Source organism: Variovorax sp. LjRoot175 (assembly GCF_964253805.1).
Taxonomy (GTDB): Bacteria; Pseudomonadota; Gammaproteobacteria; order Burkholderiales; family Burkholderiaceae_C; genus Variovorax.
This window is the reverse complement of sequence record NZ_CAXURY020000001.1, coordinates 3,708,014-3,730,442: the sequence shown is the minus strand read 5'-3', so window position 1 is coordinate 3,730,442 and position 22,429 is coordinate 3,708,014. Positions and strand designations below refer to the sequence as shown.

Annotated in this window: 21 protein-coding genes; 8 read left to right on the top strand and 13 right to left on the bottom strand. The window is 67.4% G+C overall.

Features of this window, described 5'->3' with window-relative positions; genetic code table 11:
- Positions 1 to 68: 68 nt before the first annotated feature.
- A complete protein-coding gene (gene ygiD / locus ACSQ89_RS18410; RefSeq protein WP_436294582.1) occupies positions 69 to 974 on the top strand; it encodes a 4,5-DOPA dioxygenase extradiol in 906 nt (301 codons plus the stop codon).
- On the opposite strand, the gene ACSQ89_RS18405 is transcribed toward ygiD, so the two are convergent.
- Positions 971 to 2,032 carry an alpha/beta hydrolase gene (locus tag ACSQ89_RS18405; protein WP_436294536.1) on the bottom strand — a complete coding sequence of 354 codons (1,062 nt, stop codon included), beginning with the start codon at positions 2,030 to 2,032 and terminating at the stop codon, positions 971 to 973. The genes ygiD and ACSQ89_RS18405 overlap by 4 nt on opposite strands.
- 104 nt (positions 2,033 to 2,136) lie before the next feature.
- On the bottom strand, positions 2,137 to 4,248 hold the full coding sequence (locus ACSQ89_RS18400) for a carboxypeptidase regulatory-like domain-containing protein (protein WP_436294535.1): 2,112 nt from the start codon (positions 4,246 to 4,248) through the stop codon (positions 2,137 to 2,139).
- 152 nt (positions 4,249 to 4,400) lie between these two features.
- Between ACSQ89_RS18400 and ACSQ89_RS18395 the strand changes: the two genes are divergently transcribed.
- A complete protein-coding gene (locus ACSQ89_RS18395; protein ID WP_244504141.1) occupies positions 4,401 to 5,102 on the top strand; it encodes a response regulator transcription factor in 702 nt (233 codons plus the stop codon).
- Positions 5,099 to 6,931 (top strand): histidine kinase, encoded by a 1,833-nt coding sequence (locus ACSQ89_RS18390; protein ID WP_436294534.1) that lies wholly within the window; start codon positions 5,099 to 5,101, stop codon positions 6,929 to 6,931. The genes ACSQ89_RS18395 and ACSQ89_RS18390 overlap by 4 nt, the downstream gene beginning before the upstream one ends.
- Positions 6,932 to 7,017: 86 nt before the next feature.
- On the opposite strand, the gene ACSQ89_RS18385 is transcribed toward ACSQ89_RS18390, so the two are convergent.
- The 8 genes from ACSQ89_RS18385 to ACSQ89_RS18350 form a co-directional block, all read right to left on the bottom strand.
- Positions 7,018 to 7,926 (bottom strand): LysR family transcriptional regulator, encoded by a 909-nt coding sequence (locus ACSQ89_RS18385; RefSeq protein ID WP_436296326.1) that lies wholly within the window; start codon positions 7,924 to 7,926, stop codon positions 7,018 to 7,020.
- Between the two features lie 9 nt (positions 7,927 to 7,935).
- Positions 7,936 to 8,907 carry an ornithine cyclodeaminase family protein gene (locus tag ACSQ89_RS18380; RefSeq protein WP_436294532.1) on the bottom strand — a complete coding sequence of 324 codons (972 nt, stop codon included), beginning with the start codon at positions 8,905 to 8,907 and terminating at the stop codon, positions 7,936 to 7,938.
- Positions 8,908 to 8,927: 20 nt separating this feature from the next.
- Complete coding sequence (locus ACSQ89_RS18375) at positions 8,928 to 10,067, bottom strand: DSD1 family PLP-dependent enzyme (protein ID WP_436294531.1); 1,140 nt, start codon at positions 10,065 to 10,067, stop codon at positions 8,928 to 8,930.
- Between the two features lies 1 nt (position 10,068).
- Positions 10,069 to 11,523 carry an N-acyl-D-amino-acid deacylase family protein gene (locus ACSQ89_RS18370; RefSeq protein WP_436294530.1) on the bottom strand — a complete coding sequence of 485 codons (1,455 nt, stop codon included), beginning with the start codon at positions 11,521 to 11,523 and terminating at the stop codon, positions 10,069 to 10,071.
- A 23-nt stretch (positions 11,524 to 11,546) separates the two neighbouring features.
- A complete protein-coding gene (locus ACSQ89_RS18365; RefSeq protein ID WP_436294529.1) occupies positions 11,547 to 12,662 on the bottom strand; it encodes a DSD1 family PLP-dependent enzyme in 1,116 nt (371 codons plus the stop codon).
- A gap of 18 nt (positions 12,663 to 12,680) precedes the next feature.
- Positions 12,681 to 13,652 carry a Bug family tripartite tricarboxylate transporter substrate binding protein gene (locus tag ACSQ89_RS18360; RefSeq protein ID WP_436294528.1) on the bottom strand — a complete coding sequence of 324 codons (972 nt, stop codon included), beginning with the start codon at positions 13,650 to 13,652 and terminating at the stop codon, positions 12,681 to 12,683.
- A 118-nt stretch (positions 13,653 to 13,770) separates the two neighbouring features.
- Positions 13,771 to 14,634: a DUF2272 domain-containing protein gene (locus ACSQ89_RS18355; RefSeq protein WP_436294527.1), complete on the bottom strand. Its 864-nt coding sequence runs from the start codon at positions 14,632 to 14,634 to the stop codon at positions 13,771 to 13,773.
- 167 nt (positions 14,635 to 14,801) lie between these two features.
- Positions 14,802 to 15,764 (bottom strand): AraC family transcriptional regulator, encoded by a 963-nt coding sequence (locus ACSQ89_RS18350; RefSeq protein WP_170855813.1) that lies wholly within the window; start codon positions 15,762 to 15,764, stop codon positions 14,802 to 14,804.
- 118 nt (positions 15,765 to 15,882) lie between these two features.
- Between ACSQ89_RS18350 and ACSQ89_RS18345 the strand changes: the two genes are divergently transcribed.
- Positions 15,883 to 16,797 (top strand): LysR family transcriptional regulator, encoded by a 915-nt coding sequence (locus tag ACSQ89_RS18345; RefSeq protein WP_093112268.1) that lies wholly within the window; start codon positions 15,883 to 15,885, stop codon positions 16,795 to 16,797.
- Here ACSQ89_RS18345 and ACSQ89_RS18340 read toward each other — a convergent pair.
- The gene (locus tag ACSQ89_RS18340; protein WP_436294526.1) at positions 16,794 to 17,858 is read right to left on the bottom strand and encodes a maleylacetate reductase; all 1,065 of its coding nucleotides are present in this window, start codon (positions 17,856 to 17,858) and stop codon (positions 16,794 to 16,796) included. The genes ACSQ89_RS18345 and ACSQ89_RS18340 overlap by 4 nt on opposite strands.
- A 126-nt stretch (positions 17,859 to 17,984) precedes the next feature.
- On the opposite strand from ACSQ89_RS18340, the gene ACSQ89_RS18335 reads away from it, so the two are divergent.
- Together ACSQ89_RS18335 and ACSQ89_RS18330 are read left to right on the top strand one after the other, a co-directional pair.
- A complete protein-coding gene (locus ACSQ89_RS18335; protein ID WP_093111973.1) occupies positions 17,985 to 18,854 on the top strand; it encodes an intradiol ring-cleavage dioxygenase in 870 nt (289 codons plus the stop codon).
- Positions 18,855 to 18,906: 52 nt separating this feature from the next.
- Positions 18,907 to 19,467: an NADPH-dependent FMN reductase gene (locus tag ACSQ89_RS18330; RefSeq protein ID WP_244504133.1), complete on the top strand. Its 561-nt coding sequence runs from the start codon at positions 18,907 to 18,909 to the stop codon at positions 19,465 to 19,467.
- Here the strand turns inward: ACSQ89_RS18330 and ACSQ89_RS18325 are convergent.
- Positions 19,442 to 19,711, bottom strand: a complete 270-nt coding sequence (locus ACSQ89_RS18325) for a hypothetical protein (RefSeq protein WP_436294525.1) — start codon at positions 19,709 to 19,711, stop codon at positions 19,442 to 19,444. The genes ACSQ89_RS18330 and ACSQ89_RS18325 overlap by 26 nt on opposite strands.
- A gap of 119 nt (positions 19,712 to 19,830) precedes the next feature.
- On the opposite strand from ACSQ89_RS18325, the gene ACSQ89_RS18320 reads away from it, so the two are divergent.
- Entirely contained in the window at positions 19,831 to 20,268 is a 438-nt protein-coding gene (locus ACSQ89_RS18320; protein WP_093111977.1) for a DUF1810 domain-containing protein, read from the top strand.
- Positions 20,258 to 21,880 (top strand): phospholipase D family protein, encoded by a 1,623-nt coding sequence (locus ACSQ89_RS18315; RefSeq protein ID WP_093111979.1) that lies wholly within the window; start codon positions 20,258 to 20,260, stop codon positions 21,878 to 21,880. Before ACSQ89_RS18320 ends, ACSQ89_RS18315 begins: the two co-directional genes overlap by 11 nt.
- On the opposite strand, the gene ACSQ89_RS18310 is transcribed toward ACSQ89_RS18315, so the two are convergent.
- Positions 21,877 to 22,392 carry a murein hydrolase activator EnvC family protein gene (locus ACSQ89_RS18310; RefSeq protein WP_436294524.1) on the bottom strand — a complete coding sequence of 172 codons (516 nt, stop codon included), beginning with the start codon at positions 22,390 to 22,392 and terminating at the stop codon, positions 21,877 to 21,879. The genes ACSQ89_RS18315 and ACSQ89_RS18310 overlap by 4 nt on opposite strands.
- Positions 22,393 to 22,429 lie beyond the last annotated feature (37 nt).

The following is a 22,429-nucleotide window of genomic DNA, read 5'->3' as shown; positions in this document are numbered from 1 at the left end:
CTTGGGTCCACGCACGCAGATTGTTCGGCGAGCCTCCAAGCCGTGCACCGAGCCACTCACTTGAAATCATGTTTTCTGCTGACCTGCGCCGCCGCGGCTTCCTTCTGAACACCACGGCGCTCGGCGCCACGTCCGCGCTCGCCTCCCTGTCGTCGTACGCTCACGCCGCGGCCGCCAAGGCCGGCAAACCCTCGAGCCGCATGCCGGTCATCTTCATTGGCCATGGCAGTCCCATGAACGCCATCCGCGAGAACGCGTTCACCCGCCGCCTGATCGACTGGGGCAGGGCGCTGCCGCGACCGACCGCGATCCTGAGCATCTCCGCGCACTGGCTCAGCTCGGGGGCGACGGGCGTTGGCATCCAGGAGAAGCCAAAGACAATTCACGACTTCGGCGGTTTTCCTCAAGCGCTCTTCGACATCGAGTACCCGGCGCCGGGCCATCCGGCCATTGCCCAGGAGGCGGCGAGCCTCATGAAGCAGGTCAAGGTCATCCCCACGCAGGAGTGGGGCCTCGACCACGGCAGCTGGACCGTCCTGAAATACCTGCACCCGAAGGCTGACGTGCCGGTCTTCCAGATGTCCATCGACTATGACAAGCCGGCGGCCTTCCACTATGCGGTGGGTCGCGACCTGGCCGCCCTCCGCGACAAGGGCGTCTTGGTGCTGGGAAGCGGCAACGTCGTGCACAACCTGCGCGCGACCGACCGCGGCACGCCCGATGGCCTCAGGGCAAGCCGGCCCTGGGCGCAGTCGTTCGACGATGCAGTGAAGGCGGCCCTCCTGGGCCGCGACGACCAGGCCCTCCTCAATTACGGGAAACTGGAAGGCGCGTCCATTGCCGTCGCCACGCCCGACCACTACTACCCCTTCCTGTACGCGCTGGGCGCTGCCAGCGCCAACGAGCGCGCGCAGACCATCTATGAAGGGTTCCAGTCGGGGACCTTGAGCATGCGCTGCCTGCAGTTCGGTTAAGGCTGCCCTGCGATCCCCGGAATTCCCGGCGCACCCATGTAGCAGGTGAGGCCATCGGCGTCGCAGCCGACCAGATACACCTTCTTGGGGCCCTCGTCCCCTTGCAGATCCCGTTCAGACGAGAACACCCGTTCGAACAGAAGCTTCATCTTCTTGGGCATGCCGTCGTTCACGAAGTAGCCATGGCCCCCCTTTCCAACTTCGCCGTTCGTGAAGTTGACGTACCGCATGTGTGGAGCTCGAAGCAGTTCGCTCCCTGGAGCGGCGCCGAGCTTGAACTGACTCTTGTCGGCAATGAAGGCTCCGGCCAACACGGTGTCGTTCTTGTTGAAGGTGACAAAGACCTGCCCCTTGGGCCGCACGTTCGCAAGCCAGTCGCGATGCCCGCTCGAGCGAACGCAAGGCGCCAAGAGTGCGACGTTCTGCGCGGCCGCCACGGATTCCGTGGCGCCCGCGACGTCGAGCGAGTACTGAAGGAAGTGCGCGCCGAGGCTGTGTGCAGCGATGGTGAACGGCTGACGATTGATGAACAGCCTGGCTGCGGCGACCATGCGGAAGAATCGCGCGAGAGCTTCCCCGGAATTGATGGCGTTGGTCTTGGCCCTCTGGTACCGCAGGATCTTCGACTTGATCCGTGACGGCTTCTGCTTGCCGACGGCCACGCCGGAAAGGTCGTCCTCATCGCCGTCTTCTGTGTCGGGCTCGACCTCCGGGAGCTTGTCGCCGTTGGAGAGGTAGCCCTCCGACGGCCAGGAAAAGCCGACGACTTCGACGTTGTACATTGCCTCCAGCGTTGCGCATCGCGCGAAGCACTTGGCTGGCGTGTTGTTGTTGCCATGGAGATAGACCAGAACGGGGCGACTTCCCTCGAACAATGGCCGAAGGGCGCCCATGGAGTCCTGGTTGTCGACTTCGTTGTCCACGCCGGAGACGCTCCAGCCTTTGCTGGTCTTCTTGACCGTAGCCAACCCGAGGCGATCCGACTGCTCGATGAAGCTGGTGCTGAAAACAGCTTCGTCCGTGCCAGTGGTCAACAAGCGATTCGTGAAGATCAGCATGGGTCCTCCAGTTGTTTTGGGGCGCATTCTGCACCTGCACGCAGGTGCGTTCAAAGAAAAAAAGCCCCGCAAGCGGGGCTGGATTGCGAAGCCGCCGCGGCTTGCTACTGGAGCTTGTAGAACCCGATCTTCTTGCTGATCTCCACCTGGCGCGCGTTGCGGGCCCAGAGTTCGACAGTGTTGATCGATGTGCCCTCGGCGTACTGCTGGCCGAAGGTGTTGTCGCAATGCTTGTCGCTGCTGCCTTGGGTCGAGCAGAACACCATCGCCTTGCGCGCCGAACTCGCTACGCCGGTGCTGTCGTTGAAGCGCGCGCCCGGCTGGCCGGCAGTGGTGCTGCCGAAGGGCGCACGACCGTACACGGCCAACGAGATCGGCGCCAGCGCGCCCTGCGGCACGGTCCAGGCGTCCAGCTGGCCGTCGGCGCTGAAGTCGACGTTGTTCGGATCGTTCTGGCTGGGCGCGCCGTAGATGCTGGCGCCGTCGGTCGCGATGTCTGTTTCAGCGAGCAACCCGGCACGCATCGTCGCGGTGATGTTCACAAAGGCGAGCTGCCGGATTTCGGCGACCGACTGCGCGCGGGCCAGGGTGCGGTACTTCTGCGTTGCGACGCTGGCGTTGCTGGTGTCGAAGAACTCCAGCGTCCACACGCTCTGGTTTTGCAGCGCCGCGATCTGCGCGTCGGTGTACTGCGTGCCCACGAAATAGAGGCTGAGCTCCTTGTCGGCCGGGTTGCCGGCAGTGGCCGTGTTCTGGTAGGCGCCGGCGAGCCGTACGATCGGGCTGCCGCTCGGCGTCACGCCGTCGTCCTTCATCACCACCAGGTACGACAAGCCCGACTGCGGCACGAAGGTGCGCACCACGCCGTCAGGCGCGGTCACCAGCACCTTGCTGAAGATCGGGTTGCCGCTGCCGTCGGTCTTGTTGTCGATGTTGATGTTGTAGCCGGTGGTGTAGGAGTTGAAGTTCGGCGTGTTGATCAGGTCGCGGTGCTCCGAGAAGGGGCGCACGCTGGCGCTGTGGTCGTTGCCGTTGCCCGCGAGCTTGAGCGTGCCGCCGACATTGCGCGCAATGATGGTGTCGTTGTCGGCGTTGCCGGCCGTGTCGGTCCAGCGGTAGCTGAGCACCAGGTCGCCGTTGGCGCGCACGAACTCGAAGTTGCCGCGGTCCCACACCAGGCCGGTGGGGCCGGGCCGGAACAGGCTGTTGAATGCGCCCCGGTTGCTGGCAGTGCGGCCCACGGTGTTGCCGTTGTTGTAGTAGGTGGACGGATCGTCACCGACAAACAGCGTGCGGCAGGCCGGCGCAATCACGTCGGCCGGACCGCCCGTGACGGCGGCCGTGTCGTTCGGCGCGTTGACCCGCTGCGACAGCGGCAGCGCATAGCAAGCCGTGAGGCGCGTGAAGAGGTCCGCGACCGTCGCCGGCGAGGGCGTGTTGGTCAGCGCGCTGGCCGTGACGGTGGGCAGCACGGGCGTGATGGCGCTGCTGGTGCTGTAGCTGATGGACAGCGGCGCGCTGCCGTCGTCCGCGGGCGTGGCCTTGACGGTGATTTCGATGTTGGCGGCGGTGCCGTCGGGCAGCACGCTGACCGAGATCGAATCGAGCACCTTGTCCTGGCCGGTGCCGTCGGCCGCGAAGCTGCCCGAGATCGGGTCGATCGCCGCCAGGCCCAGAGCCGACAACAGCGGGGTGATGGCCGCCACCAGCTCGTCGGTCTGCTTCTTGATGGTGTCGGCTGTCACGGCGCTGGGATTGGTCTGGATCGCGCCGGCCAGGCTGGCCGGGTTGCCGTCGGGCGAGAGCTCGGCCACGATGATGGTGGTCAGCGGCGTCACGTTGGCAGTGCCCCCGGCCGCGCTGGCCGTGGTGCTGTAGAAGGTCTGGTCATCGCGCACGGCCCTGATGACCAGCGGCGCCTTGGTGCTGGCCGGCAAGGTGCAGGCATAGGCGCCGGCGCTGTCGGTCTGGGTCGTGCAGACCGTGCTGCCGGTCTGGTCGACCACGGTGATCGTGGCGCCGCTGAACGCCGCGCCGGTGGCGGCCACGCCGCTGAGCTTGGCGGCCGTCGTGGTGCCGCCGGTGTCGGTGCTGCCCGTACTGCCGGCGGCGGTCGGGAATCCACCTCCGCCTCCTCCGCCGCCTCCGCAGGCGGCCAGCGAGAGCACCAGTGCCGCGGCCCAGCCGGCACGGATCTTGGGGGAAATGGATGTCATGAAAAGAACTCCTCGTGGTTTTGGGTTGTTGACAGGTGGTTGCATGAAAAGAAGCGACGCGAGTGTCGAGGCAGGGTCGGCGAGAGCGCATCCCATGAACGAGTGAGGCGAGGGCGGCCTGCGGCGGGTTCTGTGGCTTTATGCTCACCGCCATGCAAACAGAGGGATCCGAGGCGGAGACGCCGAGCCGTTGGAACGTGCTGGTGGTCGAGGACGATCGCAATGCGCGCGCGTTCTTCGAGGCCAGCGTGCGGCGCAGCCCCCAGCTGCGCTGGCTGGACGGCCTGGGCACGGTGCGCGAAGCGCTGGCCTGGCTGGCCGACGCCGACGAGATTCCCGACGTGCTGCTGGCCGACCTGGGCCTGCCCGACGGCAGCGGGCTGGATGTGATCCGCGCTGCGGTGGCGCGCTTTCCGGAATGCGAGCCGCTGGTGATTTCCGTGTTCGGCGACGAGGACAACGTGCTCGCCAGCATCGAGGCCGGGGCCGTGGGCTACATCCATAAAGATGCCGCGCCCGAGGACATCGCTCACACCATCCTGGAGATGAAGGCGGGCGCCTCGCCGATCTCGCCGATGATCGCGCGTCGCGTGCTCGCCAAGTACCGCAGTATGCGGCTCGAGCGCGGGCCCGCACCTGCGGTGGCTCCGGAAGCGCCGTCGCTGCTCTCGGTGCGCGAGCAGGAGGTGCTGGCGCTGATCGCGCGCGGCTTTTCCTACGCCGAGATCGCGCGACTCAAGACGCTGAGCGTGCACACGGTACAAACGCACATCAAGAACCTCTACGGCAAGCTGGCGGTGCACTCCAAGAACGAGGCGGTGTTCGAGGCGACGCGGCTCGGCCTCTTGCCATGACCGGCACTGCGCGCCGGCTGATGGCGCTGCTGCTGCTGGCGCTGGCCGCCTGGGCGGCGGCGCCCGGCGCGCGGGCCGAAGTGCTCGAACTGCGCCAGGCGCGCGTCAATGTGATGCAGCCCGACGAACCACCGGGTTGGCGCGACACGGTGCTGCCCTATCACTGGGACCGCGTGCACCGCAACGTGCCCGGACACGCGAGCTTCGAGATTCCGTTCACCTTCGCCGACGCGCCCTCCGAGCCCTACGGCCTGTTCTTCCCGGTCGTGGGCAATGCGGCCGAGATCTGGCTCAACGACAAGTTGCTGGCGCGCTTCGGCGACGTCGCAACGCCGAACCGCGACGACTACGCCAAGGCGCCGCGCTACGTGGCGGTGCCGCCGGCGATGCTGCAGAAAGAGAACCTGCTGCGGGTGCACATCCGGGCCGACGGCGGGCGGCGCGGCGGCCTGTCGGCCATCCGTCTCGGGCCTTCCCATGAAATGCGCGACAACGTTTTTTCCCACGCCTACGCGTGGCGGGTGACCGGCTCGCTGCTGCTGGGCATGTTCAGCCTCCTGGTCGCCTTCATCGCGTTCACCTGCTGGGCGACGCAGCGCCAGCTCGCGCCCGACGGCCGGCTGCACCGCGACAGCGTCTACTTTTGGGCCGGCGTGGCCGAGCTGTGCTGGACGCTGCGTGTGGGCGACGCGGTGATCCAAGAGCCGCCGCTGGCCTGGCCGCTGTGGGGCGTGGTGCTGACGGCGTCCTACGCGGGCTGGATCTGCGGCGTGCTGCTGTTCTGCCACCACGTTGCGGGGTGGCGTGCGCACCGCTCGATGCGATGGATGCAGGTCGCGACGGCGGCGTTGTTCGCCAGTGGGGTGCTGGCTTCCTGGCTGTCGTTCGCGCAGCACCAGCCCGTGTTCCTCACCGCCTGGCTCGGCTTCGCGAGTTTGAGTTCGGCGCTTTACGCCTGCTTCTATTTCGTGGCCACGCTGCGCCATCCGACCACGGCCCGCTGGCTGGTGGCGGGCGCCGGCATGCTCAACGTGGCGGTGGGCGTGCGCGACTGGGTGATGATTCGCCTCAGCGACAGCTTCGGCGTCATCACCTGGAACCGCTACGTCTCGGTGGTGTTCGGCCTGGCACTGCTCTACATCGTGCTGCTGCGCTTCCGCGAGGCCAGCGGCCAGGCGCGCGAGTTGCTGGGCACGCTCGCCGCCCGAGTGGCACAGCGCGAGCAGGAACTGGCCAGCACCTATGGCCGGCTCGAGCAGGCGGCGCGCGAGCAGGCCCGCACGCACGAGCGCGAACGCATCCTGCGCGACATGCACGACGGCGTCGGCTCGCACATCAGCGCGGCCATTCGCCAGCTGCAGACGGGGGAGGGCAGCCAGCCGGAGCTGCTGCGCACGCTGCGCGATTCCCTGGACCAACTCAAGCTCACCATCGATTCGATTCACCTGCCCGACGGCGACGTGGGCGCGCTGCTGGCGGCCCTGCGCTACCGCCTGGCGCCGCGCTTCGACGCCTCGGGCATCGCCCTGGAGTGGGCGGTCGACGAACTGGTGCCGGTCGAGCGCCTCGACGCCCAGGCCATGCGCCACCTGCAGTTCCTGCTGTTCGAGGCGATCTCCAACGTGCTGCAGCATGCGCAGGCCACGGTGCTGCGCATCGAGGCAGCGATGGTGGGCACGGCGGTCCGGCTCAGCGTGATCGACGACGGCCGCGGCTACGACGCCTCGCGCGCGCCGCGGTCGCTCCGCGAGCGCGCCCAGGCGATGGGAGTCCGGCTCGTGCTCGAAAGCCGACCGGGTCGCACGGTCGTTCAGCTCGATATGGCGTGACTAGCGGGAGTGGTCAAGGCCGGAGGGAACTTTGATGGAGCGTTGATGCTTTGCTGAAGCGCTCCGCAGCGTACGGCGTTGGGACCTTAGCTGCGCCAAGGCGGCACCGGCTTGAATCGCTGCTGCAGGAACGACAGGAACAGCTTCACCCTGGCGGACATGCCAAGGCGCTGCGCCACCAGCGCCACCACGTCGGCGGCCGGCAGGCTCCAGTCCTCCAGTACCCGAACCAGATGCCCAGAGGCCAGGCTCTCGGCGATGTCCCATTCCGAGCGCATGATCAGGCCCTTGCCCTTCAGCGCCCACTGCCGCACGACGTCGCCGTCGTTGCTGCTCAGGGTCGCGGCCACCCGCACCGCGACTTCACTGCGCTTCTTCTTGAAGTGCCACAGCGTCACGTCTTCCTGGTTTTCGCGCAGCGCGATGCAGTCGTGCCCGGCCAACTCCTGCGGCGTGCGCGGCGCAGGGCGGCGGGCGAGGTAGCCGGGCGCGGCGCAGACGAAGCGCGCATTGGGCGCGATGGGGTAGGCGACCATGCTCGAATTCGCGAGGTTGCCGATGTGCACGATCAGGTCGAAGCGGTTCGCGTCGGTCGTCGACACCACGTCGCTGAGCGTCAGGGAAACCTTCAGCCCCGGGTGCCGCGTATGAAAGTCGGCGATGGCGGCTGCCAGGTGATGCCGGCCGAAGCCCAAGGGGCCGCACACGTTCAGCGTCCCCGCGACCTCGCCCGAACGGGCGCGCAGGTTGTCGATCAGGCCATCCAGTTCGGCGAGCAGGCTCACGGCCCCCGCATGGAAGAGCTCGCCCTCGTCGGTGAGGCTGAAGCGGCGCGTGCTGCGATGGACCAGGTGCAAGCCCAGGCGGCTTTCGAGTTGCCGCAGCCGCTGCGAGACGGACGAGGCCGTCACGTCCATGCGCCGCGCGGCTTCCGCGAGGGAGCCGCTTTCGGTGATGGCGACGAAGAAGCGCAGGTCGGTGATGTCGTGCGACATCCTTCGATACTAATAGTCCACGTTGCTGCCGAGTCCCCGCTTCGCGGCCGCGCGCACGGCGAGATCGGCCACGGCCAGATCCTGCAGCGCCACGCCCGTTCCGTCGAAGAGCGTGATCTCGTCCGCCGTGCGGCGGCCGTCGCACAGGCCTTCGATGACCGCGCCTATGCTGCCGCGGAAGCTCCGATCCGTGATCAGGCCCGCGTCGTAGGCATGCTGGCATTCGCCGATGCTGATGGCCTGTGCGGTCTCGTCGACGAACAGGGCCGCCGTCGCCACCAGCGCCGGATCCAGCTCCTGCTTGCCCCGGGTGTCGGCGCCCATCGCGTTGATGTGGGTGCCGGGGCGCACCCAGGATTTCTCGACCAGGGCCTTCTGCGAGGGCGTCACGGTGATCAGGATGTCGGCGTGGGCGGCCACGGCCTGGGCGCCGCTTTCCGGGACGAACTCCAGGCCGAGTTGCTCCACGATGCGGCCGAAGGCTGTCAGGTTCTCGGCCGAGCGATTCCACGCATGGACCCGGCGGATGGCACGCACGGCCAGTGTCGCGCGCAGCTGGTATTGCGACTGCGCGCCCGCGCCGATGATGCCGAGCACGCCGCTGTCGGGACGCGACAGGTGCTTGGTCGCGATGGCGCTGGCCGCGCCGGTGCGCACGCCGGTCAGGTAGTTCGCGCTGACGAGTGCGCAAGCGCGGCCGGTGTCCGCGTCGAAGAGCAAGGTCGAAGACTGATGGTTGCTCAGGCCCTTGCCCATGTTGTGCGGCCAGTACCCGCCCGCCTTGAGGCCGAGAATGGGTGCGCTGCTATCGCAGCCGGCCTTGACGCCGAAGACGGCGTCCTGGTAGCCCACGCCCTCGCGAACCACCGGGTAGTTGCGCGCCTCCTGGGCTGCCATTGCGGCGAAGCATTGTTCGACCGCCGCAATGGCGTCCTCGACGCTCACCAGCGCGCGGGCTTCCTGCTCCGAGATGATCAACATCGTGTCTTCCTGTTTGCGCTTCACCAGCCGCTGAAGCGCTGCCAGGTCGCAGTGATCTCGTGGCCGGCGCCGAGCACCTTGTAGTGCTCGTACTGCGCCGCAGTGGGGCAGGCGTGGTTGGGCACGATGCGTACCTGCGCGCCGACCGGCAGATGCAGCGCGCCCTCGATCTTGCCGGAGCGGTGCGCCATGATCCCGTGCTCCTGGTTGGCGCCCACGAGGATGAGGTCGTCCAGCGGCCGCCCGTCGAGGTCGCAGACCAGCCCGTAGCCCTGGTCGACCGGCTGCCTGGCCGTGCCGCGGTCGCGCGACATCGCCATCCATCCGGCGTCGAGGATCGTCCAGCCTTTTTCGCGCTGGTGGCCGATCACCGTGGCCAGCACCGACAGGGCGATGTCGTCCACCCGGCAGACGTTCAGGCCGGCCATCACGAGATCGAAGAACACGAACACGCCGGCGCGCACTTCGGTGACGCCTTCCAGCTGCTCGGCGAAGAGCGCGGTCGGTGTCGAGCCGACGCTGACCACGGGGCATGCGATGCCCGCCGCGCGCAGGCGCTGCGCCGCGTGCACGGCCGCCGCACGCTCCTGCTCGGCCATCGCGCAGATCGCGTCGGTGGATGTGCAGTCGTAGGAGCTTCCGGCGTGCGTGAGGATGCCCTGCACCGGAATGCCGGCGCCTTCGAGGAATTGCGCGATCTCGAGAAGATCGCCGCTATCGGGATTCACGCCCGAGCGGTGGCCGTCCGAGTCGATCTCGATCAGCACGTCGAAATGCCGCTGGGCCGCCTTCGCGCGCCCGGCGAGCATGCGTGCCGCCTCGATGCTGTCCAGGATCAGCGTGAGCCGCACGCCCTGGTCCTGGAGCCTCATCACATGGTCGAGCTTGTTCGGCGCGATGCAGACGGCGTAGAGGATGTCCGTGACGCCGTGCGCCGCGAAGTAGTCGGCCTCGCGCAGCGTCGAAACCGTGATCGGCCCTTGCGGCGATTCCATGATCCGGCGCGTCACCTCGATCGACTTGTTGGTCTTGACGTGGGGACGGAACGAGACGCCGAGGCGGCGCGCCTGGCGGCGCATGCGCTCGATGTTGCGGTCCATGCGCGCCTCGTCGAGCAGCAGCGCGGGCGTCTCCAGTTGTTCGAGAAATTGATTCGTCATTTCAGTGGGCCTCCCGCGCCAGCACGCGTCCGGGGCGCGCGCCGGTCGGGCGGCCGCCTTGCCAGACCATCGTGCCGTTGACGATCACCGCGTCGATGCCGCGTGCCGGGGCGATCGGCGTTTCGTAGGTCGCGGCTTCGTCCACGCTGTCGGCGTCGAACAGGGTCAGGTCGGCGTACGCGCCTTCCTTCAGCACGCCGCGGTCCTTGAGGCCGAAGTTCTTCGCCGTGAGCCCGGTCATCTTGTAGACGGCCGTCTCCAGCGGGAACAGCCCGAGCAGCCGGCCGTAGTGGCCCAGCACGCGCGGGAAGCTGCCCCACAGACGCGGATGCGGCGAGGCGTCGTGCGGCAGGCCGTCGGAGCCGATCATGGTCTTGTCGAACTTCAGGATGCGCTGCACGTCGCTCTCGTCGAGCCGGAAGTAGATGCCGCCGGCGGGGCTGAGCCGGCGGATCGCTTCTTCCTCGCTGACGCCCAGCTTCTTCGCAATGACGTCGAGGTCCTGGCCCGCATGTTCGGGCATGGGCTTCGACCAGCTCACGATCACGCGCGACGAGGTCGCTGCGCGGTCGGCCGAGAGGATGGTGGAGCCGGCCGTGTACGGGTAGCAGTCCAGGCAGATCGGCTGGGTGGCCATGTTCTTCTCGATGAAGGACAGCGCCTCCTGCGAACGGCCGTGGTTCGCGGGCCCGACCACCTTCATGTGCGAGATCACCACCTGCACGCCGACCTCGCGGCCGACGCGGAAGGTTTCTTCGAGCGAGTCGATCACCTGGTCTGCTTCGTTGCGCATGTGCGTGCAGTACACGCCGTCGAAGTCCTTGAGCGGGCGGCAGGTCTCGATCACTTCCTCGGTCGGCGCGGCGACCGCGGGCTCATAGAACAAGCCGGTGGAGACGCCGATGGCGCCGGCTTCCAGCGCTTCCTGTACCAGCGCGCGCATGCTGGCGATTTGTTCTTCGGTGGCAGGCAGGCCCAGGTCGTCCAGCGTCGCGACGCGCAAGGTGGTGTGGCCCACCAGCAGCGCGCAGTTGGTCGCCGCGGGCTTGGCGCGCAGTGTCTCGATGTACGACGCGAAGGTGGGGAAGGCGAACCAGCCGCCTTCCTCGTCGAGCAGATTCAATGGCGGCGTGACCGGCTGCGTGATTCCGCCCGGCATCGGCGCCAGCGAGATGCCGCAATTGCCCGCGATCACGGTAGTGATGCCCTGGCTGACCTTGGGCGCCATGTCGGGGTTGGAGAGCATGAGGCGGTCGTCGTGCGTGTGCGCATCGATGAAGCCTGGCGCCGCGATGCGGCCGCCCTGGTCGATCTCGACGTCGCCGTGCATCGCCGACAGATCGCCGATGCGCGCGATGCGGTCGCCGCGAATGCCGATGTCGCCGGCGAAGCGGGGCGCGCCGGTGCCGTCGACGACGCTGGCGTTGCGGATCAGAAGGTCGAATTTTTCCTGCATCGGATATCTCGAGTTGAAAAGGGTCACAGCAATGCGCCGCGCGCAGCGATCGGCCAGAGGGCTTCGACCCGCTCGCCGCGCACGCAGATCAGTTCGTCATAGAGATTGACGGTCGGGTCGCAGTGGCCGGGCACCAGCATCAGCGGGTCACCCAGCGAAAGCGCGGCTCCGTTGGGGGTGGCCAGCACGCCATGCTCATCCGAGGCTTTCACATAGCGCAGGTCGGCACGCTGCCACACGGTCGGCAGGCCCGAGTCCACGCTGGATGCCTTCAGGCCGGCGTCGACCACGGCGCGCTCGGGCGTCGCGCGGCTCATGACCGTGGTGCGCACGAACAGCGCATGCTCGAAAGCGATGTCGTTCTCGCCGCGCTGGTTGTCGCCATAGTCGCGATCCATGAAGACATAGGAGCCGGCCTGGATCTCGTTGCAGACGCCGGAATCGCGTTCGTGCAGGAAGCTGCCGGTACCCGCGCCCGTTACACGCTCGACGGCAATGCCGCAGGCCTCGATGGCCGCGCGGGTGGTGCGCGCGGCCTCCACGGCGCCGGCGATGGCCGCGGCCCGCTCCTGCGGCGCGCGCATGTGCTGGGCCGGGCCGTGGTAGCAGTGCAGGCCCATGAAACGCAGCGGCGTGCCGGCAACGATCTGCCGCGCCAGCCGCACGGCCTCGTCGCCGGGGGCGACGCCGCAGCGGTCCGCGCCTACATTGACCTCGACATAGACATCGAGCGCCACGCCGTGCGCCTGCGCAACGGTGGCCAACGCCTGCACCTGTTGCGGATGATCAACGAGCACGCCCACGCGCGCCTTGCGCGCCAAGGCTGCCAGATGACGCAACTTGGTGTCGCCCATCACCTGGTTGGTGACCAGCACATCCTCGATGCCGGCCTCCACGAACACCGCCGCCTCGCTGACCTTCTGGCAGCAGATGCCGGCGGCGCCCAAAGCCATTTGGCGCAGTGCGATCTCGGGGGTCTTGTGGCACTTGGCGTGGGCACGAAGACGCACGTTCGTGCCGCGCAGCGCCTCGGCCATGCGCGCGAGGTTGCGCTCGAATGCATCGAGGTCGAGCACCAGCGCGGGCGTGTCGATGGCGCTGAGCTGATCGCCGGGCCTTGCAGCTTTCCAGGGGGTCATGGTGTATCAGCCCGACCGTCAGTCGATCTTCGCGCCCGAGTCCTTGATGATCTTGGCCCACTTGACCGTCTCGCGGCGCGAGAGTTCGAGAAACTGCTCCGGCGTGCTGGGGTCGGTCTCGGCACCCAGCATCTTGAAGCGCTCGCGCACCGCCGGGTTGGCCAGCGCGGTACGGATTTCGGCATTGAGGCGGGTCACGATGTCCTTGGGCATACGAGCCGGCCCAACGATGCCGCCCCAGGCCGCAACCTCGAAGCCCGGCACGCCGGATTCGGCAATGGTGGGAATGTCCGGGTAGGTGGGCGAGCGCTGGGTGGACGAGATTCCCAGCGCTCTCACGCGGCCGGCCTGGGCCGGCGGACCGGACACCGGCGTGTTGATCATCATGAGCTGAACGCCGCCGCCGATCAGGTCGGTGAGGGCTGCCGTCCCGGCCTTGTAGGGCACATGCAGCATGTGGGTGCCGGTCATGGACTTGAAGAGCTCCACTCCCAGATGGGCGGTGGTGCCGTTGCCGTCGGATGCAAAAGCCAGCTTGCCCGGGTTCTTCTTCGCATAGGCGATCAGCTCGGGCACGCTTTTGACCGGCAGCTCGTTGCTGACGATCATCAGATTGGACAGGCGCAGCGTGTTGGCGACCAGCGTCAGGTCCTTCTCCACGTCGTACGGCACATTGCTCAGCAGCGAGCGGTTGGTGGCCAGCGACACGACGTTGCCGTAGGCCAGCGTGTAGCCGTCGGCCGGGGAGCGGACCAGGTCCATGGTGCCGATCGTGTAGGAGCCACCGGGCTTGTTGTCGACCACGATGGGCACGCCCATCTGCTGCGACAACTGCGTGGCCAGTGCGCGCATCAGCGCGTCGGGTGCACCGCCGGGAGCCGACGGCACGATCAGGCGGATCGGCTTGTCAGGATAGGCCGCCAGGGCCGGCATCGAAATGGCCGCCAGCGTGGCAAGAACAAGAGAGGGCAGCAGAGAACGCAGACGCATGGCACGGACCTCCGGCAGTGTGGAATCGATAAGCCGGAAAGCACGGCCTGGAGGCAAGTCTAGGTTTGCGTATTCAAAAAATAAACTACCTGAAACTACATCTATCCTTCAATTTTTCTTACGAGCTAACCCTGTTGTCCAGGAGGACGATCGCCTCGCCGACGAGCTTGCCGTCCGCGGTGATCCTCGGATTGCTCAGCAGCGTGCCATCCGAGCTCAGCTGATAGCCCGTTGCGAACACCGAGTTCTGCACGTTCCCGCCGATCGCCCATGCGACCTCCGGCCCGACGGCCACGACGATGTCGCAATGGCTCGGCAACTCGGGATTGTTCGAGGCATTGAGGTAGTCGTCGTAGCTCGCCGGCTTCTCGCGCCAGCTTCCGATGATGTCGCCCACCTGGGGTTTTGCCTTGTCGAGCCGCACGCCCCAGAAGGGCGCTGCCAGGTCGCCGCTCGCGTTCTTCTTGATCGCATCCCATATGTACGCGGCATGGCCGATCGACTGCTGGAAGGACTTGTACTCGTCGAACTCCCTGGCCGCCGTCCTCACCATCAGCGAGATCGCCACCGCCGACCAGGGCTGCGTGGCGGTCTTGCCTGTGAACGGCTTGCCGAACGCTTTCCACATCTCGCCGATGAAGCCGCTGAAGGGCTCCTTCGCTTCCTTGCCGGCGCCTCTGTCGAAGCGCAGCCATTGCTCGACGGCCGCGGCAACGAGCGCCTCCCGCGCCGGAGAGGCCGGGTCGCGCAAGGTGGGCTGCTCGGGCGGCTGCCAGTCGAATTTGGTGATCGGCAATGCGGCCTTGACGAAGCCCTCGGTCGATTTCCCATCGACGGCGGTGCGGACGTGATGCCAGCCCTCCGGTCCGTCTTCCAGGTCATCGACGGCCTGCCCGAGGAAGATGGGGCCGATCAGCGTGTCGGGCTCGACGCTGGCCTCGGACCGCACATTGATCGCTTCGACGTTGACGAGTTTCTGCATCGGAAGCTCCTTGTCTCCATGGCCAGGCGAGTTGACCACGAAGCCGCGGGCGTAGCCAGTCGCAAATGGCTGACAAGCAGCTCGGCGTCAGCGATGGGGCGACCTCGCCGCCTTCGCGAGTGCCATGACAGGGCGGATGGAAAAAACCAGTTGAACGCTTGCGGATCTCAAAGCCTGCCGCCCAGCTCACCCTGTCTGAAGCGCCGCACGTCGCGCGCAGGCGGCGCGCCGAACATCCGGCTGTACTCGCGGCTGAACTGCGACGGGCTTTCGTAGCCGACCTTGTAGCCGGCCTCCGCGGCGTCCACCATGTCGCTGAAGAGCAGACGGCGCGCTTCCTGCAGGCGCAACTGCTTCTGGTACTGCAGCGGGCTCATCGCGGTCACGGCCTTGAAATGATGGTGCAGGGACGACACGCTCATGTGCGCGGCCCGTGCCATGTCCTCCAGCTTCAGTGGCGCCGTGCTGTGTTCCCGCAGCCATGCAATGGCGCGGCAGATGCGTTGGCTCTGGCTGCCCGCGACCGCCAGTTGTCCGAGCCGCCAGCCGTTCTCGGCCTTCAGCAGGCGGTAGTAGATTTCCCGGATGACCAGCGGCGCGAGGGCAGGGACGTCCTCGCGCGTGTCGAGCAGGCGGATCAGGCGCACCACCGCGTCGAGGAGTTCGATGGAGGTCTCGCCGGTGAAGATGCCTCGCGCCGCTGCCTTCGGCGACTTGAGGTGGTCCGCCTCCAGCATCATCGTCGCGATCTCCGCCGGATCGATGTCGAGGCGCAGGGCCAGGTAGGGCGCTTCGGGGGTCGCATCGATGACCTGTCCGGTCACCGGGAGGTTCTGCGACACCACGAGATGGCTGGACGAGTCGTAGACGAACAGCTCGTCGCCGAGCATGACGCGCTTGCTCCCCTGCGCAATGAGGCAGAAGGCGGGTTCGTAGGCGCCATGAAGCGGTTCCCCGACGCGCGTGGATCGGAACACCGCCAGGCCGGGAACGGCGGTGGGGTTGGTGCCCTCCGCGACGGCAAAGCGCTCGATCAGCGCGGCGAGTTCGGCGCGCCGGAGGACCAGTTGCAGTTGCTGGTCCGGACGTTCGCGTGCGGTGGCGGCAGTGGAGACGGTGGTCATGTCCATAGCTTAGGCAAGCCTGCTGCGTTTGTCTCGCGCGGCCGGCAGGGTTTGGACGATCGGGCAAGAACTCGCGGCGATCCTGCAAGTCCGGGAGGCCGTTGCCACGCAACTAAGATGCCGCATGGATCGCTGGACCGAGATCGAGTTGTTCGTACAAACCGCGGAGCAGGGCAGCCTGTCGCGCGCTGCCGAGGCCGTGGGCCTGTCGAACGCCGCCGCCAGCCGGCACCTGGCCTCGCTGGAAGCGCGGCTGGGCGTGCGGCTCGTGCAGCGCAACACCCGCCGCCTCTCGCTGACCGAGGCGGGCGAGAGCTACTACCACCGCTGCAAGACCATCCTGGCCGATCTGCGCGATGCCGATTCGGCGGTCAATGCCCAGGCGCTCGATCCGATGGGCACGCTGCGCATCAGCGCATCGCTGTCCTTCTGCATGCACCACATCGCGCCGCTGCTGCGCGCCTACACCGAGCGCTATCCCAAGGTCGCGGTCCAGGTGGTCGCGGCCAACCGCTACTACGACCTGATCGACAACAACATCGACGTCGCGATCCGCACGCGCGAGTACGAGAACGACTCCAACATCACCATCCGCAGCCTGGCCGAGACGCGGCGCATCCTCGCCGCCTCGCCGGGCTACCTCGATCGGCGCGGCACGCCGCAGAGCGTGGACGAGCTGGCCGCGCACGACCTGCTGATCTACACCTACAGCCACAACCCCGACGAGCTGGCCTTCCGCCGCGGCAGCGAGCGGCGCGTGATCAAGGTCAAGGGCCTGCTCGAGGCGAACGACGGCCAGGTGCTGCGCGCGGCGGCGCTCGACGGGCTCGGCATCCTGGTGCAGCCCAAGTACATCCTCTATGACGACATCGTGGCCGGCCGCCTGGTGCCGGTGCTCGACGAGTGGGACTTGCCGCGCCTGCGCATCAACATCGCCTTCCAGAGCCGGCGCCACATGTCGGCGAAGGTGCGCACCTTCATCGACTTCCTGGTCGAGCACTTCGAGCGCATGGACTACCAGCGCAAGTGGACCAGCTAGGCCGGCGGCTCGCCGTCGAAGGCGCGCTGCAGCAGCGCGCGGATCGCCTCGCGCTCGACCGGGCGCGGATTCCAGTACGGGTTGGCCGCCGCGATGTCCGCCGCGCGGTCGAGGTCGCTGTGCTTCATTCCGATGTCCTTGAGCGCGACCGGCGCGCCGTTGTCGCGCGCCAGCTCGAAGAGCCCTTGCGCCGCGTTCTCTCGGCCCAGGGCCCGCGCAATGCGCTCAATCGCGCGCGGCGCCGCGGCCGCGTTGTAGGCGATCGCATGCGGCAGCACCACCGTGTGCACCTCGGCATGCGGCAGGTTGAAGCTGCCGCCCAGCGTGTGGCACAGCTTGTGGTGCAGCGCCATGCCGACGTTGCCCAGCACGCTGCCGCACAGCCACGCGCCGTAGAGCGCATCGGAGCGTGCCTTGATGTCCTCGGGCTGGCGCCGGATCGCCGGCAGCGCACGCGCGATCGCGGCAATGCCTTCCTCGGCCATCAGGTCCATCACCGGGTTGCTGTCCTGCGCATACAAGCCCTCGGCCGCATGCGCGATCGCATTGATGCCGCTGGTGACGCTCAAACCCACGGGCAGGCTGCGCGAGAGCTCGGGGTCGTAGATCACGGTGCGCGGCAGCACACGGGGATCCTTGCCGGTCTTCTTGAGGCCCGCTTCGGTCAGGCCGTAGATGGGCGTCATCTCGCTGCCCGCGTAGGTGGTGGGAATCGCCAGGATGGGCAGACCCGAATCCAATGCAATGGCCTTGCCCAGGCCGGTGGTGGAGCCACCGCCGATGGCCACGGCGCAGTCGGCATCGAGCTCACGCGCGATCTCGCGAGCCTCGCGCGCGGTCTCGATCGGCACGTGCATCGCGGCGCGGTCGAAGATGCCGGCGGCCTGGGCGCCCAGCAACTCGGCCACGCGCTCGGCCTGGGCGCGCTGCTCGGGCGTGCACAGCACCAGCGCGCGGCGCGCGCCCAGCGCGTCGATCTCGCGCGCCAGGTGGGCGAGGCTGCCGGCGCCGAAGACCACGCGCTGCGGCTGGCTGGTGTAGACAAAGGCCAAGGGTTTCATGCGGGGATGGTAGGCCGAACGCCCCGCGGGAGGTGGCGTGCCGGCGCAAAACAGTTTTCCGCCAAGCTCCTTTCTTGCGTGGCGCCGCAATGCCATAGTCCGGCCCGAACGTTCAAGGAGACCCGCGTGCGCAACCTCGATGAAGACACCATCACCCAAGCCGTACTGGCACGTCACACGGGTGCCGCCGACCCGCGGCTGCGCGAAGTGATGACCAGCCTGGTGCAGCACCTTCATGCCTTTGCGCGCGACATCCGGCTGACCGAGGCCGAGTGGTTTGCGGGCATCAAGTTTCTGACCGAAGTCGGCCACATCACCGACGACAAGCGGCAGGAGTTCATCCTGCTGTCGGACACGCTGGGGCTGTCGATGCTGGTGACGGCGCTCAACAACCGCAAGCCGCGCGAATGCACCGAATCCACCGTGTTCGGACCCTTTCACGTCGAAGGCTCGCCCGAGTATCCGCTCGGGGCCGACGTGGCCAATGGCGCGCGGGGCGAGCCCTGCTTCGTGCGCGGCCGCGTCCTCGGACTCGACGGCGCACCGGTGCCGAATGCGCAGCTGCAGGTCTGGCAAGCCGATGCCGACGGGCTCTACGACGTGCAGTATTCCGGCGAGCACGGCCACCGCGCCCGCGGCACCCTGCATGCCGATGCCGAGGGGCACTTCCATTTCAAGTCGATACGCGCCGAGGCCTATCCGATCCCGCACGACGGGCCGGTCGGCCGCATGCTCGATGCGCTGGGGCGCCATCCGTGGCGGCCCGCCCACCTGCACTTCATGATCACCGCGCCGGGTTTCGAGCGCCTGATCACGCACGTGTTCCGCGACGGCGACAGCTACCTCGACTCCGACGCCGTCTTCGGCGTGCGCCGGTCGCTGATCGCCGACTGGCTGGAGCATCCGCCCGGCACCACGCCCGACGGCGGGATCAGCGAGGTGCCGTACTACACCCTGGACTTCGATTTCATCCTGAATCCCGTAGCGGCCGCATGAAGACGGCTTCGCTGTTCAAATCCAGCTTCCACAACCAGCAGGAAAAATCATCGTGAGCACATTGGATATCGTCGGCCTCTGCGGCAGCCTGCGCGCCGACTCGGTCAACCGGATGGCGCTGAACCTGGCCGCATCGCTGATGCCGGACAGCATGCGCATGGACGCCATCGAATGGCGCGAGATACCGCCCTTCGACGGCGACGTACTGGCCAGGGGCCTTCCGCCGGCCGTGCTGGCGCTGCGCGAACGCATCCGCCGCGCCGACGGCGTGCTCATCGCCACACCCGAATACAACTTCTCGATACCGGGCGTGTTCAAGAACGTGCTCGACTGGGTGAGCCGCGGCGAGGACCAGCCCTTCGCGCACAAGCCGGTGGCCATTCTTTCGGCCTCGCCCGGCCCGGTCGGCGGCGCGCGCGTTCAGTACGACCTGCGCCGCGTGATGCTGTTCATGAATGCCATGGTGCTGGCGAAGCCCGAGGTGTTCATCGGCGGCGCGGGCGCCAAGTTCGACGCGGCAGGCCAGTGCACCGACGAGACGACCCGCAAGTTCGTCGGCGACCAGATGCGCGCCTTCGACAAGTGGATCAGTGCAGTAAAGCGCATGAGCTGACGTCGGTCGCGTCCAGCACGATGGGCGCGGAGGGCGCGGCGCGGTAGCGCTCCAGGGCCTTGGCCTCGATGCAGTCGAAGTAGTTCTCGCAGGTTTCCGTCAGGTCGCCATCGAGGGTTGGAGACAGGCCGCGCAATGCGGCTTCAGAGATGTGGGCAATGATGCGGGGGCCTTCGAGGCCGTCGGGATAGATGGCGAACCGGACGGTTCGGGTTTCGGTGCAATGGATTGCTTCGCAGTTCATGAAAGTCTCTGGGCTCTCTTTTTCGTGTGCATGGATTTCATGCCGTTGCGATTGCAAAACCGCGCGGCATACTTCGCCACCTGGAGAAAGAAAGCGCCTACAGAGAGTCCCTGTTGCCCATGAACGATCCCTTCAATTTGCAGCGTTTCGTCGACGCCCAGGACGCCGTGATCGACCGCGTCCGGGACGAGCTGCGCGACAGCAAAAAGCGCAGCCACTGGATGTGGTTCGTCTTTCCGCAATTGGCGGGCCTCGGCCGCAGCGAGATGGCGCGCCACTACGCGATCGCATCGCTGGACGAAGCGCACGCCTACCTCGCGCACCCGCTGCTCGGGCCGCGCCTGCGCGAATGCAGCGCGCTGGTGCTGGCCGTGCAGGGGCGCGCGATCGGCGAGATCTTCGGCGCGCCGGACGATCTCAAGTTCTGGTCGTCGATGACGCTGTTTCTCCAGGCCGACCCGTCGCAGGCGGTGTTCCGCGACTGCCTGCACAAGTACTTCGATGGCCGGTCCGATCAGGGGACCTTGTCCCTGATCGAGAGCGGCCATGGCGGCTGATCCTTCGATGCGGCGGGCGCAAGGCGGCTGGGGCAGGGTGGGCGCGTGGCTCGTTTCGATCGTGCTCGCGCTTCTCGTCACGGGCTGTGCCGGACTTCCGGCGATCGTCGAGCGTCCGCCGTCCTTCGCCCTGGCCGATACGGCGGACACGGCGCTCGCGCGCATGGCCGCCAAGGGCGCGCCCGACGCGCAACTGAGCGGCTTCCGGCTGTTGCCGATGCCGGCGTATTCGATGCATGCACGCCTCGAACTCGCGCGCCGCGCGCAACGCAGCATCGACATCCAGTACTACCTGGTGCAGAACGACGAGACCGGCCGCTACCTGCTGCGCACCCTGCGCGACGCGGCCGAGCGCGGCGTGCGCGTGCGTGTTCTCATCGACGACCTCTACACCGCCGGCGCCGACGAGCTGCTGGCCGGCCTGGGCGCCCATGCGAACGTGGAGGTGCGCCTGTTCAATCCCTTCCCGGCAGGACGCGACCGCCTCGGCACGCGGCTTGCGGCCTCGCTGTTCGACATCGACCGCATCCATCGGCGCATGCACAACAAGCTCTTCGTCGCCGACAACGCGATGGCGGTGGTCGGCGGGCGCAACATCGCCAACGAATACTTCCTGCGTGACGCCGGATCGAACTTCATCGACATCGATACGCTGGTGACGGGCGCGGTGGTCCCGAGGCTCTCCTCGCTGTTCGACGTCTACTGGAACAGCCCTTACGTGTACCCCGTCCAGTCGCTGGCGGCCGTCGGCGGCTCGCTGCGGCAACTGCGCGAGCGCTTCGAGGAGATGACCTGGGACGCCGCCATCTGGATGCCCTCGGCACCGATCGAGCGCGACTTGCTGGGCTATCGGGCGCTGGGCGAGGATTTCGAGGAGGGCGAGCTCTCGCTGATCTGGGCGCGGGCCGAGGCCTACGCCGACGCGCCGCACAAGGCACTGGGCCCGCGCGAGGACCGGCCGCGCGTGACGGCCGATGCGCCCGAGGGCGTGCTGTACAACGTGCGCCGCCTGGTTCGCTCGGCCGAGCGCGAGGCGCTGATCACCACGCCCTACCTGATCCCGGGGCGCGGCGGCATGGAGTCGGTGCGCCTGTTGCGCGAGCGCGGCGTGCGCTTCACGCTCGTGACCAACTCGCTCGCGGCCACCGACGAATCGCTGGTGCACCTGGGCTACCGCCGCTACCGGCCCGAACTGGTCAAGGTCGGCGTGCAACTCTACGAACTGAGCCCCAAGCGGGTCGAGCAGACCAAGCGCTTCGGCGTCTTCGGCTCGGCCGCCGGGCGCCTGCACGGCAAGTCGGCGGTGGTCGACGGCAAGGCGGTGTTCCTCGGCTCGCTGAATTTCGATCCGCGCTCCGATCTGCACAACACCGAACTCGGCCTGTTCATCTACAGCCCGCAGATTGCGGCGCAGCTCACCAGCCTGATCGGCTTCATCACCATGGACGCGGCCTACCGCGTCCGGATGGGGGACAGCGGCAAGATCGAATGGGTGAGTCCGTCGGAAGACGGCGGCCCCGATCTCGTCTTCCACGAGGAGCCCGAAACCGACTTCGGCTCGCGCCTGAAGCTGGAGTTTTTCGCGCCGCTGGTGCCGGAGAGCTTGCTCTAGGGCATCAAGCGTCCGCTGAGGTAGGGCTCGGGATCGACCGCCACGCCCTGCTTGCGGATCTCGAAATGCAGCTTCACGCGGTCGGCGCCGCTCATGCCCATCTCGGCGATTCTCTGGCCCTGGCGCACCACGTCCTTTTCCTTTACCAGGATGTTCTGAGCGTGCGCGTAGGCGGTGAGGTAGGTTTCGTTGTGTTTCACGATCACCATGTTGCCGTAGCCGCGCAGTTCGCTGCCGACATAGACGACGCGGCCGTCGGCGGAGGCGAGCACCGCATCGCCCATGCTGCCGGCGATGTCCAGGCCCTTGTTGCGCTTGCCGTCGAAGCGCGAGAGCGTCGGGCCCGCCGCCGGCCGGATGAAGGCGGCCTGGGCTTGTGGGGCCGGATTGCTGGGAATGGCGGTGGGCTGGCCGGCGCGCGGCGTGGGCAGCGGTGTCGTCGAGCAGGCGGCGAGGCCGGCGATTGCAAGAGCGACGAGGCCGGTGCGGAGAGCGAGGGTCTTGGATGGCATGGCTTTTTTTGGAACGGATTCGGCGCCAAGGGTTCCA

Excerpts from the sequence above, each read along its gene's own strand:
- ACSQ89_RS18315 (WP_093111979.1), top strand. The coding sequence starts at position 20,258 with ATGGCGGCTGATCCTTCGATGCGGCGGGCGCAAGGCGGCTGGGGCAGG.
- ACSQ89_RS18380 (WP_436294532.1), bottom strand. The coding sequence starts at position 8,907 with ATGTTGATCATCTCGGAGCAGGAAGCCCGCGCGCTGGTGAGCGTCGAG.
- ygiD (WP_436294582.1), top strand. The coding sequence starts at position 69 with ATGTTTTCTGCTGACCTGCGCCGCCGCGGCTTCCTTCTGAACACCACG.
- ACSQ89_RS18340 (WP_436294526.1), bottom strand. The coding sequence starts at position 17,858 with ATGAAACCCTTGGCCTTTGTCTACACCAGCCAGCCGCAGCGCGTGGTC.
- ACSQ89_RS18350 (WP_170855813.1), bottom strand. The coding sequence starts at position 15,764 with ATGGACATGACCACCGTCTCCACTGCCGCCACCGCACGCGAACGTCCG.
- ACSQ89_RS18375 (WP_436294531.1), bottom strand. The coding sequence starts at position 10,067 with ATGACGAATCAATTTCTCGAACAACTGGAGACGCCCGCGCTGCTGCTC.
- ACSQ89_RS18325 (WP_436294525.1), bottom strand. The coding sequence starts at position 19,711 with ATGAACTGCGAAGCAATCCATTGCACCGAAACCCGAACCGTCCGGTTC.
- ACSQ89_RS18360 (WP_436294528.1), bottom strand. The coding sequence starts at position 13,652 with ATGCGTCTGCGTTCTCTGCTGCCCTCTCTTGTTCTTGCCACGCTGGCG.
- ACSQ89_RS18405 (WP_436294536.1), bottom strand. The coding sequence starts at position 2,032 with ATGCTGATCTTCACGAATCGCTTGTTGACCACTGGCACGGACGAAGCT.
- ACSQ89_RS18355 (WP_436294527.1), bottom strand. The coding sequence starts at position 14,634 with ATGCAGAAACTCGTCAACGTCGAAGCGATCAATGTGCGGTCCGAGGCC.
- ACSQ89_RS18395 (WP_244504141.1), top strand. The coding sequence starts at position 4,401 with ATGCAAACAGAGGGATCCGAGGCGGAGACGCCGAGCCGTTGGAACGTG.
- ACSQ89_RS18365 (WP_436294529.1), bottom strand. The coding sequence starts at position 12,662 with ATGACCCCCTGGAAAGCTGCAAGGCCCGGCGATCAGCTCAGCGCCATC.
- ACSQ89_RS18370 (WP_436294530.1), bottom strand. The coding sequence starts at position 11,523 with ATGCAGGAAAAATTCGACCTTCTGATCCGCAACGCCAGCGTCGTCGAC.
- ACSQ89_RS18400 (WP_436294535.1), bottom strand. The coding sequence starts at position 4,248 with ATGACATCCATTTCCCCCAAGATCCGTGCCGGCTGGGCCGCGGCACTG.
- ACSQ89_RS18345 (WP_093112268.1), top strand. The coding sequence starts at position 15,883 with ATGGATCGCTGGACCGAGATCGAGTTGTTCGTACAAACCGCGGAGCAG.
- ACSQ89_RS18320 (WP_093111977.1), top strand. The coding sequence starts at position 19,831 with ATGAACGATCCCTTCAATTTGCAGCGTTTCGTCGACGCCCAGGACGCC.
- ACSQ89_RS18310 (WP_436294524.1), bottom strand. The coding sequence starts at position 22,392 with ATGCCATCCAAGACCCTCGCTCTCCGCACCGGCCTCGTCGCTCTTGCA.
- ACSQ89_RS18390 (WP_436294534.1), top strand. The coding sequence starts at position 5,099 with ATGACCGGCACTGCGCGCCGGCTGATGGCGCTGCTGCTGCTGGCGCTG.
- ACSQ89_RS18385 (WP_436296326.1), bottom strand. The coding sequence starts at position 7,926 with ATGTCGCACGACATCACCGACCTGCGCTTCTTCGTCGCCATCACCGAA.